Consider the following 18,893-nt stretch of genomic DNA (forward strand, 5'->3'; position numbering starts at 1 on the left):
GGTCTGTATCGCTGACCGCGCCGTCTCGCTGACCGCGCCGTCTCGACCGCCCGTCTCGCCGCGGCGGAGCGACATCGCGGCCGCCACATCCGCGTCAAGGAGGACGTCATCATGGCAGTCGGAGTCTCCAACGCCCCTTTCTCACCGGTGGGTCCCGACGAAATACCAGAGGCGACCGTCACACCGGAGGAGTTCGGTGATGACGGGTACAGCCTGGCCTGCATCCGAGTGGCCCGCCGGCTGGGCCCGATCTACCGCTGGCGTATCAGAGACGACTACGCCCCGCTGCTCATCTCCTCCCAGGAACTGGCCGCCGACGTCTGCGACGACACGCGCTTCGGTAAGGACCTGGGCGCGGGGCTGCGCTTCGCGCGGGACTACATCGGGGACGGACTGTTCACCGCCTACACGGAGGAGGAGAACTGGCGGAAAGCCCACACCATCCTGCGGCCCGCGTTCGCGGTCGACGGCCTCCGCAGCTACCACGCGTTCATGCTCCGCGCGGCCCGCAGGCTGCTCGACCGGTGGGATCAGTCGGCTGGCGCGGGTACGGCCGGCGCGACCCCGGTCGATGTCCCGGGCGATCTGACCAGGATGACGCTGGACACCATCGGCCTGGCGGGATTCGGCTACGACCTCGACTCGTTCACCCGCGATGAGCCGCATCCGTTCGTCAGCGCGATGAACGGTGCTCTGACCTACAGCCGTCTGCAGGTGGGCTGGGGTCCGGGCGAGGAGGACCCGGTCCTGACCAGGCAGTACGAGGCGGACTGCGCGACCATGGCCCGGATCGTCGATGACGTGATCGAGACGCGGAAGGCCGCGCCGTCCACCGGCCCGAAGGACCTGCTCGACCTCATGCTGACCTCGCCGTACTCGCAGACCGGGGAGCTGCTCGACAGTCTGAACGTCCGTTACCAGGTGATCAGTTTTCTCATCGCCGGCCACGAGACGACGTCCGGGCTGCTGTCGTTCGCGCTCTACTATCTGATGAAGAATCCGGAGACGCTGCATCTGGCCCAGCGAGAGGTCGACGGTGCCTTCGGCGACGACCCGAATCCCGAACCGACGTTCGCCGAGGTCCGGAAGCTGACCTACATTCGGCAGATCCTCCAGGAGGCGCTGCGGCTGTGGCCGACGGCCCCGTCGTTCGACCGGCGCCCGCTACGCGACACCCTGCTGGTCGGCCGGTACCCGGTACGGGCCGGCGAGACGATCAGCGTGGTGACCGCCATGCTGCACCGCGACCCGGTGTGGGGTGACAACGTCGAGCTGTTCGACCCCAGCCGGTTCAGCCGCGAGCAGACGGCCCTGCGCCCGCCGCACTCGTACAAGCCGTTCGGTACCGGGCAGCGGTCCTGCATCGGGCAGCAGTTCGCCCTGCACGAAGGCGCGTTGATGCTGGCCCTGCTCGTCCACCGGTACCGCCTGCTTGATCAGGCCGACTACTCGCTCGATGTGCGCCAGACGCTGACCCTCAAGCCGGCGCACCTCACGATGGCGTTGGCGCGCCGGTCGTCCGCCGACCGCGAGCGGTGGACGACCAGCGCGTCCGCGCAGTGACCAGCGGCGGCAGAGACAGTGGCAGGTAATCGCGGAAGGCATCACCAGGCGATCGGTCCGGACTGACCGACCGAGTAATGAGAGGAGGCTGGCGTGACCGTCGTATCCGATCGAGCAGTTCACGATTCCCGCGAGGACGAACTGGTTCGCGGGGCCGGAGTGCCGGTGAACCGGCTGCGAGAAGCGACCGGCGAGCTCACCGCATTGCGCGGCGTAATACGCGGCGGCATGGACCACGAAGCCGCGGCCGCGCAGCGGAAGAAAGGCAAGTGGACGGCGCGGGAACGCATCGACTATCTCTTCGACGACGGCACCTTCAACGAGGTGGAAATGTTGCGCCGGCACCGGGCCAGCGGGTTCGGAATCGAGCGCAGAAGGCCGCACACCGACGGTGTGATCACTGGTTGGGGGGCGATCGGCGGCCGCACCGTCTTCGTCTACGCCCACGACTTCCAGGTCTTTGGTGGCGCGCTCGGCGAGGCGCACGCCGAGAAGATCGGCAAGGTGATGGACATGGCCGCGGCCGCCGGTGTCCCGATCATCGGACTGTGCGACGGCGCCGGCGCGCGGATCCAGGAGGGCGTCACGGCGCTCGCCGGGTACGGCGGTATATTTCAGCGGATCACCCGGAACTCCGGTGTCATCCCACAGATCAGCGTCATTCTTGGTCCGTGCGCCGGCGGCGCGGCGTACTCGCCGGCGCTGACGGACTTCGTCTTCATGGTGCGCGGGATATCGCAGATGTTCATCACCGGCCCGGACGTCGTGCAGGCGGTTACCGGGGAGACCGTCAGCCACGAGGGGCTCGGCGGCGCCGACGTCCACGCCACCCTGTCCGGGGTGGCGGCCGGCGCCTACGACGACGAGCCCACGTGCCTCGACAACGTCCGGCATCTGATGTCCCTGCTACCGGCGAACAATCATGAACTGCCGCCGACCGTGGCCACCGCCGATCCCGCCGACCGCCAGACCACCCGCCTGCTGGACGTGGTGCCCGCCGAGGGATATCGCTCCTACGACATGCGGACGGTGGTCCAGGAAGTCGTCGATGACGGCGACTACTTCGAAATCCACGAGACCTGGGCGCCGAACGTCGTGTGCGCCCTGGCCCGGCTGGACGGATCCACGGTCGGAATTGTCGCGAACCAGCCGGCGGCGTTCGCGGGAGCGTTGGACATCCACGCGAGCGAGAAAGCCGCCCGGTTCGTACAGACCTGCGACGCCTTCAATATTCCGCTGGTCACCCTGGTCGACGTCCCGGGCTTCCTGCCCGGTATCGCGCAGGAGCATCAGGGGATCATCCGACACGGAGCCAAGCTGCTGTACGCCTACTGCAACGCGACGGTGCCTCGGGTCCAGGTGATCCTGCGCAAGGCCTACGGCGGGGCCTACATCGTGATGGACTCGCGTTCGGTGGGCGCCGATCTGTCGCTGGCATGGCCGACAAACGAGATCGCGGTGATGGGTGCCGAAGGTGCCGCCAACATCATCTTCCGGCGGGACATCGCGTCCGCCGACGATCCCGACGCACGGAGGGCCCAACGCATCACCGAGTACCGCGAGGAGCTGATGCATCCGTACTACGCGGCCGAGCGGGGCCTGGTCGACGACATCATCAGTCCCGCGGAAACCCGACAGGCCCTGATCAGATCGCTCGCCATGCTGCGGCACAAGCATCAGCCGCTGCCGGTACGCAAGCACGGAAACCAGCCCCAGTGAATGGTCCCGAGGTGACGGCGCTGCGAATCGTCCGGGGTGATCCGGACGCGAGTGACATCGCCGCCCTGTTGGTGGTGCTCCGCTACTGCCGCACGCGCGGGCCGAACCCCCGTACGACCAGCGGCCGGCCGGCGTGGACAGCTCCGGGATTCCGCCGGACCGCTGGCGTTTCCTGGATGGACCGATAGCCTCTCGACCGGTCCTTGCCCGTCGGGAGCCGCCGGGCAGGGCGTGAGCCGGCCTCACGGCATGGCCCTGTACACGTGACCAGCTACGCCACCGACCCGAGGATAGAAGAACCAGATGAATGAGATTGGCGCGTCGGGCTGTCTTAATGTTCTGATATGACCGCCATAGAGAAAGAACCTCGTTGGATCAATCTCGTCGGCGCGCACAACGTCCGAGATCTGGGCGGGTTGCCTGCGGCCGGGGGCACCGTACGTCCGCGGGTGCTGCTGCGCGGCGACAACCTCGACGCGCTGACCGCCGAGGACATCGCGCTGCTGCGGGACGACGTCGGCCTGCGCGGTGTCGTGGATCTGCGCGCGCCGTTCGAGAATCCCCGCGCGGCCGCATGGTTCCCGGAGGTCGGCATCGCCTGGCTGCACGAACCTCTGATTGACCTCTCCGCTCTGACCGATCCGGCGGCGTTGCGCTACCGGGTCGGCGACAAGCTCGCTGCGTTGTACGCCTCGATGCTTGAGTCGGCCGGCACCGGCCTGGTCCGCATTCTGCGGTTCCTGGTCTCGAGCGGGCGCACTCCCGCGCTGGTGCACTGCGCGGCCGGTAAGGACCGCACCGGTGTCATCGCGGCGGTTCTGCTCGCTGCCGCCGGCGTCGAGAGGGCCGCGATCCTCGCCGACTATCTGGCTACCGAGCAGCGGATCAATTTGGTCAGGGCGGCGCTGGACCGCCGCCCTGAATACGCGCACCTGCGTGTCGCGGGCTCGCCTGACCGCGGATTCGGGGGCGCTCCCGCCCTGGACCCGCGGGCCATCGGCACCGTGTTGGATCTCCTTGACGACACCGCCGGGGGCGCCGCGGGATTCCTCCTCGCCAACGGCGCGCACACCGAACAGATCGCCTGCTGGCGCGAGATGCTCATTGAGCCCGGTGCGGGCTCGGCCACGGAGTGCGGTGTGACGAGTTGACCGTCACATCGATCCCGTGCGTCGGCCTACGTAGACCGCGCAAGCGCCCGTCCGAGCCGTCCCGGACATCCGGGGCCGTCGTCATCATGCCAGCCCTGGTGGTTGCTGCGTCGACGCCGGATGGGCGGTGAGGAGCGCCGCGGTGCGGGCAGCGGTGTCGTGAGCCCAGCGGCCGGTGGTGAGAACGCCAAGTGCCGCGATGGCCAACCCGAGGCAGATCATGATCCACCAGGGGGCGGCGCTGGTCGGGTCGATGGTCGCCGTCCCTGGACCACCCGCGACGTGGTTCGCGGCCACCGAACCGAAGACGGCGACGCCAAGCGACAGGCCGAGCTGTCGGCTGGTACCGGCGAGGGCCCCCGCGACGCCGGCCTGGGTGAGCGGCAGCCCGGAGACGGCGATGTTCGTGGTTGGGGCACTGACCATCCCGAATCCGGCGCCGAACAGCACGTACGCGCAGATGACCGGTGCGAGGCCCGGGTTGGTGCCCAGGAAGGAAAGAAGGATGACGCCGCTGGCTGGTATCGCGATCCCGGCGAGGACAAGGGCGGGGCGGGGGCCGTGGCGGGCCACCAGTCGCCCGGAGATCGGCGACGTCGCTGCGGCGATCGCTGCCATCGGGAGGGTGAGCAGGCCGGCGTGGATGGCTGAGTAGCCCCGCACCGCCTGGAGATAAAGAGTGTTCAGAAAGAGGAATCCGCCCATCGCCGCGTAGCCGCAGACCGCGATGGCGGTGGCCCCGGAGAACGGTGCGCTGCGAAAGAACCGCAGATCGAGCAGCGGGTCCGCACGCCGCTTTTCGCACCAGACCAGCCCGGCCAGGGCCAGCGCGGCGACGAGGAACGCGGCGGCCGTCCGCGGGGCGGTCCAGCCGGCGCCCGGCGCCTCGATGATCGCGAACACGAGGGTGACGAAGGTGATGGCAACGAGAGCCTGACCCGCGGGATCGAACCGGCGGGCCCGCGGCGCCCTCGACTCGGGCACATACCGGCCGCTGAGGACCACCGCGAGGACTCCGACCGGTACGTTGATCCAGAAGATCGACCGCCAGCCGACCGTGTCGATCAGTAGTCCGCCGAGCACCGGCCCCAGCGCGAGGCTGAGCCCGACCACCGCGGCCCACAGGCCGATTGCGCGGGCCCGCTCCCGACGGTCGGTGAAGGTGTTCGTGATGATTGCCAGGGCGACGGGGTTGAGCATTGACCCGCCGACCGCCTGGATCATCCGGAAGGCGATCAGCCAGCCGAGCCCAGGCGCGAGGCTGCACAGCAGGGATCCCACGGAGAACAGCGTCAGACCGGTCCGGAAGACGCGCCGTCGCCCGAACCGGTCGCCCATCGAGCCGGCAAGGAGTAACAGGCTTGCCAGCACCAGGCTGTAGGCGTCGACCGTCCACTGCAGCCTGGCGTCGGTGGCGTGCAGGTCGCTTCTGATCGACGGCAGGCCGACGTTGAGGATCGTCGCATCCATCGCGACGACGAAGACGCTCAGACAGCAAGTCGCCAGCACCACCTGCCGCCGGCGGGCCGGCAGCCCACTCGACGTCACATGGTCAGGACCACGTGTGGTTTCCATGCCGGGTAGCTTCGAAGTCGATGTCATCGGCGCTCCTCATGCATCGCGGCGGGCGGCGTCAGCACCGCTGCGCCCCAGGCTGGGCAGATCTGGCGTCCCTCGGGTCGGCGCCGAACCGACGGCACCTGTGCCCCGCACGCTGGCTGGCCCGGCGGCGGCTACGGTCGCAGGCCGATCAGTCGCCGGGTCAGCCGCTCGTAGGCCGGCCAGGGGAGCAGGGCGTGCAGCGCGAGCTTGATCCAGGCGTCGGTGCCGACCGGATGGCGCAGGCGCCGGCGCTGCCGGGCGGCCAGGGTCGCGACCAGGTCCGCGACCTCGTCGGGGTCGCGCAGGTGATGGGCGATGTACTCGCTGTAGAACGCGCGCAGCCGGACGAAGTCGTCCGCATAGGGCGACTCGACGGGGACGGGCGCGTGCAGCAGCGGCGTGTCGTAGATGCGCGTCCGGTAGGAGCCCGGTTCGACCAGCGCGACGTCGATGCCCGAATGTCGCAGTTCCAGTCGCAGGGTCTCGGCGTACCCCTCGAGGGCGAACTTCGAGGCGCAGTAGACGCCGAGCAGTGGCGTCGGCGCCCGCCCGCCGACGCTGGAGACCATCACCACCCGGCCCCGGCCCTGTGCCCGCATCGTGGGCAGGACGGCGTTGGTCACCGCGACCTGGCCGAACAGGTTGGTCTCGAACACCGATCGCCACTGCGCCAGCGGTGCCTCCTCGACGAAGTTCGGCGGCGCCGTCCCCGCGTTGTTGACCAGCACGTCGATGCGGCCGGTCGCGGCCAGGACGGCGGCGACGGCCTCGTCGATCGTCCGCTGGTCGGTCACGTCCAGCCGAAGCACCGTGACGTGCTCGTCGGTGACCTCGTCGAGCGCGGCGCGGCGGCCCAGGTCGCGCAGGGTGGCGACGACGTGGAACCCCCGCCGGACCAGCGCCGGGACGCAGCGCACGCCGATGCCGCTCGAACACCCGGTGACCAGGGCCACCGGCCGAGATGCCGGCCGGGCGACGGGCCGGGCGACCGTCGCGGGCAGAGACGGGGAATCCGGTGACTGGGAATCCATGGTGCCCCTCGCTCGGACCGGCCCGCGGCGGGCCGGGCGGTGTCAGAAGCCGTGGATCGTCCGGAGTTCGGCCAGCGCGTCGACGAAACCGTCGAGCTGCTCGTCGGACAGCCGATCGTTCACGAGCAGGCGGATCACCGCCTCGTTCTTCCGGACCGCCGGATAGGCGAACATCGGCACCAGGTAGCCGCGCTCAAGAAAGTCCCGACGCACCCGTACAGCCGTCTCGTTGGAACCGACGGCGATCGAGGTGACGAAGGTCGGCGTGGGATTGATGGAGCACCCGATCGCGGCCAGACGTCCGCGCAGGCGGTCGATCCGGTCGAGATAGCGCTCCATCACCGACGGGTCGCGTCGCATCCGCTCGAGCACGTGCGTGATGGCCCGGGCGGTCGGCGGCTGGATGTTCGTCGTGAAAATCGACGTGCCCGACAGGAAACGGAAGGCGTCAATGGCGTCCGCCGGCCCGGCGATGGCACCACCGGAAAGACCGACGGCCTTTCCGAACGACACCATCCGGAAGGTGGCGCGGCGCAGCGCCTCGTATTCTGCTGCGAACCGGTGGCCTCCGTTTCCGTAGGCCATGAACCCGTTGGCGTCGTCGACGAAACTGATCGCCCCGAACTCCTCGCAGGCGTCCAGGATCGCACCCACCGGCGCCATCGAGCCGTCGGCCGAGTAGACCGTCTCGAAACCGACCACGACCCGCCGGTCGCCAAGCTCGGCCAGCAGCGTTCGCAGCGCCGCGATGTCGTTGTGCGGGAAGGCAAACAGGTTGCGTCCGTACTTGAACCCGTCGGCGGCCTTCCACATGCTCCAGTGGCTGTCCCAGTCGAGCACCAGGACCATGTCGGCGTTGTTCACCCCGGGTTCGCCGGCGAACGAGAACCGGGCCTTCATCGCGTGGACGAAACCGAGGTTGGCCAACAGGCCGGTGGCGAAGGTGAGCGCCTTGTCCTGGCCGGTGATCTCGGCCACGAGCGTCTCGAGCTCCAGGTGCGGCCGGGAGAGGCCCTGGACCAGCCGCGAACCGCCGACGACCAGGCCGTACTCGGCCGCCGCGGTGGCGAAGACCCGGCGGACCTCCGGGTCGTGCTGCCAGCCCAGGATGCCGATGCCGGCGAAGTTGACCATAGGGCGGCCGTCGACGCTGATGACCGCGTCGTTGACCCCGTCCAGCTCAGGGGTGTCGATGAACTCGCCGGTCTGTCGGGTTCGCGTGATCCATTCGGAGAAGCCCCAGCGAGACAGTGCCGCGTCTGTCGTCCCCGAGGGTGCCGTCGTGGTCATGATCTCCTCGGTTCGGTGTGGTGGGCGGTCAGACCAGAGTCGCGAGGCGGGCGTCGGCCTGTTCGGCGGTGACACCGAACTCGGCCAGGTCGTAACGGTGCGACCGCAGCCGGTCGTCCTCGGCGAGCACCTCGGCCATGGCGGCGCGGGCGGGCTCGGGCACCGGGCGGCCGAGCCGGGCGTAGATCCCGGCTACGACACCGTGGGGATCGGCGGTGAACTCGTCGAACTCCACGTCGTGGAAGTGGGCCTGGTCGTGGCGGGCGCGGTCCGCCGCGAAGCGGGTCAGGGCGCGCTCGGCCAGCTCCAGCAGGGCCGGGCCGATGGCGTCACCGTGGAAACTGGTGGACTTGCCCGCCGCAAGCCTGCTGACCATGCTGCAGGCCGAGCCGAGCACGGTGCTGGCCGGGCGGCGGTGGGTGTGCACGATCAGCGCGTCCGGATAGGTGGCCAGCAGGGCGTCCAGGCACAGCATGTGGCCGGAGTACTTGAGCACCCAGGTCCGACCGGGCGTGGACAGCCCGATCAGCTGCAGGTTGCGCAGGTGGCGCTCGTAGGCGGCGGTCCAGTCCTGCTCGGCCAGCCAGTTCGAGTAGGTCGGCACGTGCCCGGTGAACTCGAAGAAGGCCGACAGCATCGACTGGCGGGTCAGCAGCCAGCATTCCTCGACCTTCGCCGCGTCCCGGTTGTGGATACCGAGATAGCCCGGATTCCGCTCCAGGAATCCGTGGATCGCCCCCTGGACGCGCTGGAAGATCGGGTCGTTCGCCCAGTTCGGAAGCGGCGGGCGGGGCTGCGGGGCCGCGCCCAGCCACAGTTCCAGGCCCTGGTGGGCCGGATCGGCGGTCAATAGCCGGTGCAACGTGGTCGTGCCGGTGCGGGGCATGCCGACGATGAACACCGGCCGCACGACCGCAACCTCGGCGTACTCCGGATAGCGCCGCCAGCCAGCCTCGCTGAACAGCCGGGCCACCAGAATGTCGCGCAACTCGTCGCGGGCCATCGTGACGCCGAGCGGAGTGAGGTCGGCCTCGTCCTGGTAGGCGGCCAGGATGACGTCAAGCCCCTCGTGATAGTCGGGTGGGCCGAAATCGGTGAACCCGGTCAGGGCCGTGGCGGCGGCGTGAATGTCATTGACTGTTCCGATCGTGTCCACTTCGGACGCTCCCGTTATTCGCCGGTGGCCGTTCCTCGAAAAGCGACGATCAGTCACGGGCCATGTTCGCAGGCGCCGAGAACGCAGGCAACCAGTGCGTCGAACCGATTTTTAGCCACGATGGACCAATGGATTGTGCTCAAATGCCACCGGACGGGCCTGCGTGTCACTGTATTCTCCGGGATCCGGCGCTGGCTCACTCAGGGTGGTCGGCCCTGGCGGACCACACCGCCCGACGCGGGGAGCCCAAACGGCTACGGCACAGGCTGTTCACCATCGCCGGGCGGATCGCCCGCCACGCACGACGAAGTGCCGTCGTCCCCGCTCGCCGCCGATCGCCCGTGTCTGTCTCGGATGGGCCCGCCGCTTATGGCCAGCGAATCAGCGACTCAGGACACTGGCGGCCGGGTCGCTGAACACCGCCCGCCCGACGACGAACAGTCCGCGCTGCGGAATGGCGAAATCGCGAAGGAATGCCTGGGCGGGAATCGGTCCCGGTTCGCCGAGGTGTACACCGCGGACCGTCGCGGTGCTGTCGGTCACGACCCACAGGCGCAACGGGTTGGCCGCGAATCGCTGCCCGTCCGGTGCGAGACCGGTCAGCCGTACCTGGCCCGGCCCGAGCGCGGCGCCGGCGAGCCGCGACATGACCTCGAGCAGCGGGCGGGAACGCCAGGCGCGATCCGGCAGGGCGGAACCGAGGGTGCTGAACAGCCGGGTCACCGGTGTCGCCGCGACCGTCACCGTCCAGTCGAGATCGCCGTCGCCGGCGGTGACGCGCAACGTCCGCGGACCCGCCCAGTCGAGGTGGATCGGGCCCTCGCGCACATCGTCGACGGCCGAGCCGAAGTAGCGGGTACAGGCCAGCTCGGCGGGCTGGTCCTGGTAGAAGGTCCAGCGGCCGTCGGGGTCGCGATGCCAGACCGACCGATAGCCGGGGCCGACCGAGGACTCCGGAAACCGGCGCAGACCGAGGACGTGCCCGGAACGGAACGGAAGGCCCATGACCCCGTAGCCCGCGAACCGATCCTCGCCCGCCGGAGGCCGCGGATCCTGCTGACCCACCGTGTTCGTCCGGTCTGGCCGATCTTCCGTCCGGCGTTCGAGGTCGTCGACGACGTCGCGGGGTTCGCGCATGGCTGGACTCTGCCACGGCGCACGGCGGCCACGTGCGTCGTGACCAAATCGCGACAGCCTGCCGTCGAGGGGGCGCTGTCGGGTTCTGTCACGTCGGGTTTTGGACAGGGCGTCGACGAGGACCCGCAATTAAGATGATCCAACCGGGTACTGGGCTGCTCGGGAGCATGTGCGAAGCTGAGGCGACCTGGATTCGGCCGCCGGTGCCAGGACGCCGCCAGCCGCCAGCCGCCAGCCGCCGAGCAGGAGAAGTGATGAAGCGGATCGCTGAACTCGCCGTCCGTCGCCGATGGCTCGTCGTCGTCGGCTGGGTCGTCTTCGTCGTCGCGGCGCAGGGGATCGCCGGGGCGATGGGTGGGGCCTCGTACAAGGACACGTTCAGCCTCCCGCACACCGAGACCGCGTCCGTGGCGAAGCTGCTCGAGAACGCCGGCCTGAACAACCAGAACGGTGCCCCGGGCACGGTCGTTCTCAAGAACAGGACCGGGGCGTTCACGGCCCCGCCCCCGCAGCTCAAGCCGACCCTCGCCAAGGTGTGCACCTCCGGTAACCATGTGGCGCTGATCGCGACGCCGTGGGAGTCGATCGACTGTTCGAAGACCACCGCCGCCGCGCGGGGAAACCCGGGGCTGCTCAACAGGGCGCACGGCTCCACCACGGCGCTGGTCGCCATCACCTGGGAGAACGACCACTACGACGCCGAGCTGTTCAAGAACGTCTACGACCAGCTCAGGACCCTGCGCAGCGACGCGCTGCAGGTGGAGTTCACCGGTAACGCCTTCACCGGCATCGGGCAGAGCGACGGTTCGGGCTCGTCGGTGTTCATCGGGTTCGGGGCCGCGCTGATCATCCTGGCCCTGGTGTTCCGCACCGTCGCCGCCACGGTGCTGCCGCTGGCCAGCGCGGTGGTCGCGCTCGTCAGCGGCCTCGGCGTGATCTACATCCTCAGTCACGCCATCAACGTCTCCAACATCACCCCGTACCTGGCCGAGCTGATGGTGATCGGGGTCGGCGTCGACTACGCGCTGTTCATCGTCACGCGACATCGCCGCAATCTGCGGCGCGGCATGCCCGTCGGGGAGTCGATCGTGAACGCGATCAACACCTCCGGCCGGGCGGTGCTGTTCGCCGGTACGACCGTGTGCATCGCCATCCTCGGCCTCCTCGCGCTCGGGGTGAGCTTCTTCAACGGCATGGCGGTGGCGACCGCGCTCGCGGTCGGTTTCACCATGATCGCCTCACTCACGCTGCTGCCCGCGTTGCTCAGCCTGTTCGGGCTGAAGGTGCTGCCCCGCCGCCAGCGGGCGGCGGTGCGGGCCGGCGAGTTCATCGATGACCGTCCGGTGGGGTTCTGGGCCCGCTGGTCGCAGTTCGTCGCCCGGCGCCGCATCGCCGTCGCGGTCGTCTCCGGCGCGGTGATGGTCGCCATCGCCCTGCCGTTCTTCTCCCTGGAGCTGGGCGCCAGCGACCAGGGCAGCGATCCGAAGAGCTCCACCACCCGCGCCGGCTACGACCTGATCGCCTCCGACTTCGGTGTCGGCTACAACTCCGGGCTGGAAGCCGTGGTGAGCGGGCCCGGCGCTGCGGACCAGGCCTACCTGCAACGCGTGACGAAGACGCTGTCCGCCGTCCCGGGCGTCGACCCGGCCAGCCTGAGCACGGTTCCGCTGGCCAGGAACATCGCCTTCGTGACGTTCAAGACGACCACGTCACCGCAGTCGGAGAAGACCTACACGCTGGTCCGGCACCTGCGCTCGACCACCCTGCCGCCGCTGTACGACGGCACCGCCAACCACATCTACACCTTCGGTGACACGGCGATCAACGTCGACTTCGCCTCGGTGCTGGCCCGGAAGATGCCGCTGTTCATCGCGGTCGTGGTCGGTCTGTCGTTCATCCTGCTGCTCATCGCGTTCCGGAGCCTGGTCATCCCGTTGACCGCCGCGGTCATGAACCTGCTGGCCGCGGGTGGTTCGTTCGGTCTGGTCGTGGCGATCTTCCAGTACGGCTGGCTGTCGGACAGCATGGGCGCCGGTCCCGGCGGACCGATCGACGCCTGGATCCCGGTCATGCTGTTCGCCATCCTTTTCGGCCTGTCGATGGACTACCAGGTGTTCCTGGTCAGTCGCATGCATGAGGAATGGGTGCACACCCGTGACAACAGGCGGTCGGTGACCATCGGGCAGGCCGAGACCGGCGGCATCATCACCGCCGCCGCCCTCATCATGATTGCCGTCTTCCTCGGCTTCCTGGTCAGCCCGGGCCGCCCGATCAAGATCTTCGGCACCGGCCTCGCCGCCGCCGTGTTCCTCGACGCGTTCGTCCTCAGGACGATGCTCGTACCGTCGGTGATGCACATTGTCGGCAAGGCCAACTGGTACCTTCCGACGTGGCTGGAACGGATCACCCCGCACGTCTCGGTCGAACCGGCCGACGAGGCCGTCGCCCACCCCGCGGGCACCGGGGCAGGCTCCGGCTCCGTGGACGACGACCGACCCGACGACGAACGGGAACTGGCCCACCACTCCTGAGACGGGTCGACTCCCAGCCCGACCCCCGCCGGGTGATCAGTTGGCCGGACGGGTCAGGCCTGGGCCGGGAGCACGTGGTCGCCGACCCTGTCGGTCGAGAGGTCGAGCGAGCAGACGTAGGCGTCGTGCGTCTGGCACCTGAGCATGTCCGGCCGCTCGTACTCCTGCTGGCAGACGTGGCAGGTGAGGGTCTCCCCTGAGGGGTTGCCGTACTCGTCGTACATCGGCAGGTCGATGCCGTCGTCCGTGCGGCGCAGGTAGTACCTGCCCTTCGTGGCCACGGCCAGGACCGGCGGCAGGACGAGCGCGAGCACGATCGCCACGAGTGGGGAGTAGGGCTTGAGACCGGAGCCGAGGCCCCCGTAGAAGTCGATGATCGAGATACCGGCGGCCAGCAGCATCGAGCCGAACCCGACCGGGTTGACGGCGTAGAGCATGCCGCGGCGGAACTCGGGCTGCAGCGGCGAGATCTTGAGCAGGTACTTGTTGAACGTGATGTCGGAGGCGACCGCGACCACCCAGGCCATGCCGCAGTTGGCATAGAAGGCGAGGATCGTGTTCAGGAAGCTGAACATGTCGGCCTCCATCAGGATCAGCGCCACGAGCAGATTGAAGCCGAGAAAGACCAGCCGGCCGGGGTAGGTCCTGGTGATCCGGGTGAACGAGTTGGTCCAGGCCAGCGAGCCGGAGTAGGCGTTGGTGACGTTGATCTTCACCTGGCTGATCACGACGAGCGCGACGGCGAGGGCCAGCGCGGCCCAGTGCGGCAGGATGTCCTGGTAGATCTCCAGGAACTGGTGCACCGGCTGGTTGGCCACGCCCGCGCCGTCCGCGACGCCCGCGATGATGTAGACGGCGAGGAACATGCCGATGATCTGCTTGACGGCGCCGAAGACGACCCAGCCCGGGCCGGCCAGCACCATCGCGGTCCACCAGCGGCGCGAGTTCTCCGGCGTGCGTGGCGGCATGAAGCGCAGGTAGTCGATCTGCTCGGCGATCTGGGCGATCAGGGAGAGGCAGACGCCGGCGGCCAGGAAGACCGAGCCGAGGTCGAAGCCGCCCCTGCCGTCCTGCCCCCCGTAGTCGAAGAACCCGCTGATCGAGTCGGGGTGGCTGATCAGCAGGTAGGCGAACGGCAGCACCATCAGCACCAGCCACAGCGGTGTCGTCCAGAGCTGCAGCGTGGAGAGCAGTTTCATGCCGTAGACCACGAGCGGGAAGATGACGATCGTGGAGGTCGCGTAGCCGGCCCACAGCGGGATGTGCAGGCCCAGTTTCAGGCCCTGGGCCATGATCGAGCCCTCGAGGGCGAAGAAGATGAACGTGAAGGATGCGAAGATCACGTTCGAGACGACCGAGCCGTAGTAGCCGAAACCGCTGCCCCGGGTGATCAGATCGAGGTCCAGGTTGTAGCGGGCGGCGTAGTAGGCCAGGGGGAAGCCGGTCAGGAAGATCACGACGGCGAAGACGCCGATGCCCCACAGGGCGTTCGTCGTTCCGTAGGAGATGCCGATGTTGGCCCCGATGGCGAAGTCCGCGAGGTAGGCGATGCCACCGAGGGCCGAGATCGCGACCATGCCCGTGCCCCAGCGCCGGTAACTGCGCGGCGCGAACCGGAGCGTGTAGTCCTCCAGGGTCTCCTTCGCGGACCCGCTATCAAGCTGGTGGGTCCCTGGGTCGAGTTGGTGGGCTGCGGGTTCGTGCGGGGGACTGACGGTGCTCATCGCAGGCTGGCCTTTCTGCGGTCGCGGGTGGCGAGGACGCCGGACAAACGGGCGACGGGAGCGACGCTGACCCCTGCCGACCAGCCAACATCCGGCCGCTAAGCAACCGTTAAGCAACGGCCAAGCGTCCCGGCCACCGCCGGGCGCGGGCGGCCTCAGCCGAGCGCGCGCAGGGCGAGGGCGACGCGTTCGTGCTCGGCGACGATCTCCCGCACCAGTGGGCCCACCTCGCCGGCGGCACTGGTGTGGGTCTCGACCCGCTGGCACAACCGGGCCAGGTCGGTGGCCCCGAAGGTGGCGCCGAGGCTCTTCAGGTCATGCGCGGCGCGGTGCACCGCGCCGGGGTCGGAGCTGGCCGCGGACAGCGTGTCCACCAGCCTCGGCGCGTCGGTGAGGAAGTCGGTGATCAGGCCGGACAGGGTTGCCGCGTTCCCACCGAGAAGGTCACGCAGCCGCTCCAGCGCGCCCGGGTCCAGGACGGGCCGGCCGCCCGGCGGCCGGGCCCGAGCCAGCGCGGCGACGAGGTCGGGGGTTACCAGTGGTTTGGTGACGTAGTCGTCCATGCCTGCCGCCAGGCATGCCTCCCGCGCGCCGGCCTGCGCGTTGGCGGTGAGCGCGATGATCCAGGGCCCGCGGCCGCCACAGTGAGCCCGGATCTGGCGGGTGGCCTCCAGGCCGTCGATGTCGGGCATCTGGACGTCCATGAGCACGACGTCGTAGTGCCTGCGCCGGACCACCGCCACCGCCTCGGCGCCGCTGCTCACCAGATCGGCACGGTGGCCGAGTCCGCGGAGCTGAAGGAGCACGAGTCGCTGGTTCACGGCGTGATCGTCAGCCACCAGGAGCCGCAGGGCCGTGGTCATCGCGCGCCGCTGTGGGGCTGGGCGGATCGGCCGCGCCACCGTTGCCGCCGCCGCGGGCACGGTGACGGTCATGGTGGTGCCGGATCCGGGTGGGGAGGCAGCAGTGATCGTCCCGCCCATGAGGGTGGTCAGCCGGCGGCAGATGGCCAGGCCCAGCCCGGTCCCGCCGTAGCGCCGCGAGGTGGAGGTGTCGACCTGGGTGAACGGATCGAAGATCGACTCCAGGTGCTCGGGTGGGATGCCGATGCCGGTGTCGCGCACCGTGAAGCGCCACTCGTAGGTGCCTTCGGCGCCGCTCGGCGCCGCCCCGACGGTGACGGTCACCTCGCCTCGTTCGGTGAACTTCACCGCGTTGCTCAGCAGGTTGAGCAGGATCTGCCGGACCCGCGTCGGGTCGCCGACCATGGCCTGCGGGGTGCCGGGTTCGAGGGTGCAGGCCAGTTCGACGTCCTTGGCTCCGGCATCGGCCGAGACGAGATCGATGGCGGCCTGCACGCATTCGGCGACGTGGAACGGAACCTGTTCCAGGCCGAGGTGGCCAGCCTCGATCTTGGAGAAGTCGAGGATGTCGTTGATCAACAGGAGCAGTGCGTGGGCGCCGTCGTGGACGACCTCGGTGAGGTGCCGCTGGTCGGCGTCAAGACGGCTGTCCAGCAGCAGCCCCGACATGCCGATGACCGCGTTCATCGGGGTTCGGATCTCGTGGCTGATGGTGGCCAGGAAGGCGCTCTTGGCGGCGTTGGCGGTCTGGGCGGTGCAAGCGGCGTCGCGCAGGGCGTCGGCGGTGCGGAAGACCCGTTCGGTCATCTCGTTGTATCGCCTGGCCAGGGCACGCAGTTCGCCGACTCCGACGACCCGCGCCCGGACGTCGGCCTCGCCGGCGGCGATCCGGGCGGTGGCGGCGTCGAGCTCCGCGACCGGCCGGAGCACCGCCCGGCGGGTCACGGCGGCGAACACCGCCATCCCCGCGAGAAGCAGCAGCGCCGCCGCGATGGCGGCCGCGGACCAGTCCCGGGCCTGGTCCGTCGCCCGCGCGGTCTCCCGGGCCGTGCGGGTGTCGACGAGCGTGAGCACCCGCCCGATCGGCTGCATGATCTCGTCCTTGGCCCGCAGGTAGGACGAGTCGAACAGGATGTCCGTCGCCCGCTGCCGATGGGCCGCACCCCCCTGGGCGGCCAGGGCGAACGCGTGCTCCTCCACGGTGGCCAGGGCGTCCGAACGCGCCTTGGCCGTGGCGAGCAGGTCCAGCTCCGGGCGGGTGAACCCGGCCTGCGCGGCCAGCGTGGCGAAGGCGGCCGGGGGCCCGGGCGGCGTGGGCCGCCGGCCGGTGTCGGTCACGACGTCCCAGTAGATGTTGCCGTAGTTCTCCGGTCTCGGCGCCGTACCGTCCCGGATCTCCAGGATCTCCTGGAACCAGGCGCGGTAGCGCGGCTGACCGGTGACCACGTACGTCCGCGCCATCCGGGTCAGGTCGTCGGAGGTCTGCCGTAGTTCGTAGGCCAGACGTAGCGACTGCGACCGCCGGGCCTCGGCCGCGGCGGCCTGCCGGGTGCTGTGCTCGGCCTTCAGGCTGACCAGCAACAGCGCGGCCAGCAGGACCACGCCGATGCCGACGCCGCTACGGACCAGACCGCGCAGCGACATCGGCGAGGAGTTCACGGGTGTTCTGGCCCGGTGCCGATCCGCGCCTGGGAGACCTCGGCGCGAAGCGCGGCGATCTCGGTCCGCAGGGCGGTCTCCCGCTCAGCGGTCGAGCGTCTGGCCTGGAGGGAGGCGCGCAGCCGGGCCCGGAGCATCGTCGAGCTGTACGGCTTCGGCAGGTAGTCGATCGCACCCAGCTCGATGCAGCGCACCACGCTCTCCAGCTCCGGCACCGCCGACACCATGATCACACCGACGGCGGCCAGGGCGGGATCTGCCTTGATCTCGGTTAGAGTCGCGTAGCCGTCCAGCACCGGCATGAGCAGATCCAGCAGGACGATGTCGAACCCGCGCGGACCGTCATCGGCGGCCCGCAGCACCTCGAGAGCCCGGTGGCCGTTCTCGGCCGTCTCCACCTCGTGACCGAGTTCGGTCACCGCGGCCGCCAGGAGCGTGCGATTGATGGCGGTGTCATCGACCACCAGGACCCTGCCTGGCCGATCCGCGGACGGTGGCTGGTGGCCCGGCGTCGCCACCTGGGCCGTGGGGCCCGGCGTCGCCATCCGGGCCGTGGGGCCCGGCATCGCCACCTGGGCCGGGGCGGCGGGCCGCGTCAGCGGCGCGGGCGGCTGCCAGGCCAGGCCAGGGTCCTGCCGCAGGACCGCCTGTTCCAGTTCGCGCAGCCGGACGCCCGGCTCGAGCCCCAGCTCGTCGTCCAGCACCCGGCGGGTCTCGCGATAGGTGGCCAGCGCCTCCACCTGCCGCCCGCACCGGTACAGCCCGAGCATCAACTGCGCCCGGAGCCGCTCTCGCAGCGGGTGCCGGCGCACCCGCTGTTCCAGCTCGGCAACCAGCGCGGCGTGCCGGCCCAGGGCGAGTTCGGCGTCGATCCGGTCCTCGGCCGCGCCGAGGTGCAGTTCGGTCAGCCGGGCCACCGCGGCCCCGACGAACGGGGTGACCGGGACGTCGGCCAGTGCCGGGCCGCGCAGCATCCCCTCGGCGCGCAGCAGCACCCGCGCCGCCCGCTCGGGGTCCCCGGCGTCGAGAGCCTGCCGGCCGCGCACGACCAGGTCGGCGAAGGCGTGCGCGTCCACGGCATCGGGTTCGATGTCGAGCAGGTAGCCGGGCGACGCCGTGACCAGGACGGTCGCCGCCTCACCACGGGAACGCTCGGGTTCGAGGGCCCGGCGTAGCTGGGAGACGAAGACCTGCACCGTGGCCGCCGCCCGGGCCGGGGGCTGCTGCGGCCACAGGTCGTCGATGAGCTGATCGACCGAAACCACTCGGCGGACGCGGAGCAGGAGCGAGGCCAGGACGGCGCGCTGCTTGGGCCCGCCGACGTCCACCGGCTGACCGTCCCGGTACACCTCGACGCGGCCGAGCAGCCGGAACTCGAGGCATACCATCTGTCGATCGTCACAAGCCAGTATTCACGCCATGTAAGCGACAGATTATGTTCGCATGGCGGGTCCGCCGCGACGCGTA

Annotated in this window: 13 protein-coding genes; 5 read left to right on the plus strand and 8 right to left on the minus strand. The window is 69.7% G+C overall.

Annotation, left to right across the window (positions count from 1 at the left end):
- The first annotated feature begins 111 nt into the window (after positions 1–111).
- The 4 genes from AC5R91_RS31745 to AC5R91_RS31760 all read left to right on the plus strand — a co-directional run bounded on the left by AC5R91_RS31745 (position 112) and on the right by AC5R91_RS31760 (position 4,433).
- The gene (locus AC5R91_RS31745; RefSeq protein WP_495394962.1) at positions 112–1,563 is read left to right on the plus strand and encodes a cytochrome P450; all 1,452 of its coding nucleotides are present in this window, start codon (positions 112–114) and stop codon (positions 1,561–1,563) included.
- A gap of 93 nt (positions 1,564–1,656) precedes the next feature.
- Positions 1,657–3,282, plus strand: coding sequence for an acyl-CoA carboxylase subunit beta (locus AC5R91_RS31750; protein ID WP_495394964.1), 1,626 nt, complete (start codon positions 1,657–1,659; stop codon positions 3,280–3,282).
- 11 nt (positions 3,283–3,293) lie between these two features.
- Positions 3,294–3,470, plus strand: a complete 177-nt coding sequence (locus AC5R91_RS31755) for an acyl-CoA carboxylase epsilon subunit (protein ID WP_495394965.1) — start codon at positions 3,294–3,296, stop codon at positions 3,468–3,470.
- 156 nt (positions 3,471–3,626) lie between these two features.
- On the plus strand, positions 3,627–4,433 hold the full coding sequence (locus AC5R91_RS31760) for a tyrosine-protein phosphatase (RefSeq protein ID WP_495394966.1): 807 nt from the start codon (positions 3,627–3,629) through the stop codon (positions 4,431–4,433).
- Between the two features lie 84 nt (positions 4,434–4,517).
- Here the strand turns inward: AC5R91_RS31760 and AC5R91_RS31765 are convergent, their stop codons facing one another.
- The 5 genes from AC5R91_RS31765 to AC5R91_RS31785 all read right to left on the minus strand — a co-directional run bounded on the left by AC5R91_RS31765 (position 4,518) and on the right by AC5R91_RS31785 (position 10,649).
- Positions 4,518–6,035, minus strand: a complete 1,518-nt coding sequence (locus tag AC5R91_RS31765; protein WP_495394967.1) for an MFS transporter — start codon at positions 6,033–6,035, stop codon at positions 4,518–4,520.
- 131 nt (positions 6,036–6,166) lie between these two features.
- Entirely contained in the window at positions 6,167–7,066 is a 900-nt protein-coding gene (locus AC5R91_RS31770; protein WP_495394968.1) for an SDR family NAD(P)-dependent oxidoreductase, read from the minus strand.
- Positions 7,067–7,108: 42 nt separating this feature from the next.
- Complete coding sequence (locus AC5R91_RS31775; RefSeq protein WP_495394969.1) at positions 7,109–8,356, minus strand: aminotransferase class I/II-fold pyridoxal phosphate-dependent enzyme; 1,248 nt, start codon at positions 8,354–8,356, stop codon at positions 7,109–7,111.
- Positions 8,357–8,384: 28 nt separating this feature from the next.
- On the minus strand, positions 8,385–9,512 hold the full coding sequence (locus tag AC5R91_RS31780; protein WP_495394970.1) for a sulfotransferase family protein: 1,128 nt from the start codon (positions 9,510–9,512) through the stop codon (positions 8,385–8,387).
- Positions 9,513–9,893: 381 nt separating this feature from the next.
- Entirely contained in the window at positions 9,894–10,649 is a 756-nt protein-coding gene (locus AC5R91_RS31785) for a hypothetical protein (RefSeq protein ID WP_495394971.1), read from the minus strand.
- A 254-nt stretch (positions 10,650–10,903) separates the two neighbouring features.
- Here AC5R91_RS31785 and AC5R91_RS31790 point away from each other — a divergent pair, with 254 nt between their 5' ends.
- Positions 10,904–13,180 carry an MMPL family transporter gene (locus tag AC5R91_RS31790; protein ID WP_495394972.1) on the plus strand — a complete coding sequence of 759 codons (2,277 nt, stop codon included), beginning with the start codon at positions 10,904–10,906 and terminating at the stop codon, positions 13,178–13,180.
- Between the two features lie 53 nt (positions 13,181–13,233).
- Here the strand turns inward: AC5R91_RS31790 and AC5R91_RS31795 are convergent, their stop codons facing one another.
- The 3 genes from AC5R91_RS31795 to AC5R91_RS31805 form a co-directional block, all read right to left on the minus strand.
- Entirely contained in the window at positions 13,234–14,904 is a 1,671-nt protein-coding gene (locus AC5R91_RS31795; RefSeq protein ID WP_495394973.1) for a purine-cytosine permease family protein, read from the minus strand.
- Between the two features lie 155 nt (positions 14,905–15,059).
- Positions 15,060–17,426, minus strand: coding sequence for an ATP-binding protein (locus tag AC5R91_RS31800; RefSeq protein WP_495394974.1), 2,367 nt, complete (start codon positions 17,424–17,426; stop codon positions 15,060–15,062).
- Positions 17,423–18,814 (minus strand): BTAD domain-containing putative transcriptional regulator, encoded by a 1,392-nt coding sequence (locus AC5R91_RS31805; RefSeq protein WP_495394975.1) that lies wholly within the window; start codon positions 18,812–18,814, stop codon positions 17,423–17,425. Before AC5R91_RS31805 ends, AC5R91_RS31800 begins: the two co-directional genes overlap by 4 nt.
- Between the last annotated feature and the right edge of the window lie 79 nt (positions 18,815–18,893).

Source organism: Frankia sp. BMG5.60 (assembly GCF_059428125.1).

What these genes read in the sequence shown, in the direction of transcription:
- AC5R91_RS31745 (WP_495394962.1), top strand. Translation starts at nt 112, where the DNA reads ATGGCAGTCGGAGTCTCCAACGCCCCTTTCTCACCGGTGGGTCCCGAC.
- AC5R91_RS31760 (WP_495394966.1), top strand. Translation starts at nt 3,627, where the DNA reads ATGACCGCCATAGAGAAAGAACCTCGTTGGATCAATCTCGTCGGCGCG.
- AC5R91_RS31765 (WP_495394967.1), bottom strand. Translation starts at nt 6,035, where the DNA reads ATGACATCGACTTCGAAGCTACCCGGCATGGAAACCACACGTGGTCCT.
- AC5R91_RS31770 (WP_495394968.1), bottom strand. Translation starts at nt 7,066, where the DNA reads ATGGATTCCCAGTCACCGGATTCCCCGTCTCTGCCCGCGACGGTCGCC.
- AC5R91_RS31775 (WP_495394969.1), bottom strand. Translation starts at nt 8,356, where the DNA reads ATGACCACGACGGCACCCTCGGGGACGACAGACGCGGCACTGTCTCGC.
- AC5R91_RS31785 (WP_495394971.1), bottom strand. Translation starts at nt 10,649, where the DNA reads ATGCGCGAACCCCGCGACGTCGTCGACGACCTCGAACGCCGGACGGAA.
- AC5R91_RS31790 (WP_495394972.1), top strand. Translation starts at nt 10,904, where the DNA reads ATGAAGCGGATCGCTGAACTCGCCGTCCGTCGCCGATGGCTCGTCGTC.
- AC5R91_RS31795 (WP_495394973.1), bottom strand. Translation starts at nt 14,904, where the DNA reads ATGAGCACCGTCAGTCCCCCGCACGAACCCGCAGCCCACCAACTCGAC.
- AC5R91_RS31805 (WP_495394975.1), bottom strand. Translation starts at nt 18,814, where the DNA reads ATGGTATGCCTCGAGTTCCGGCTGCTCGGCCGCGTCGAGGTGTACCGG.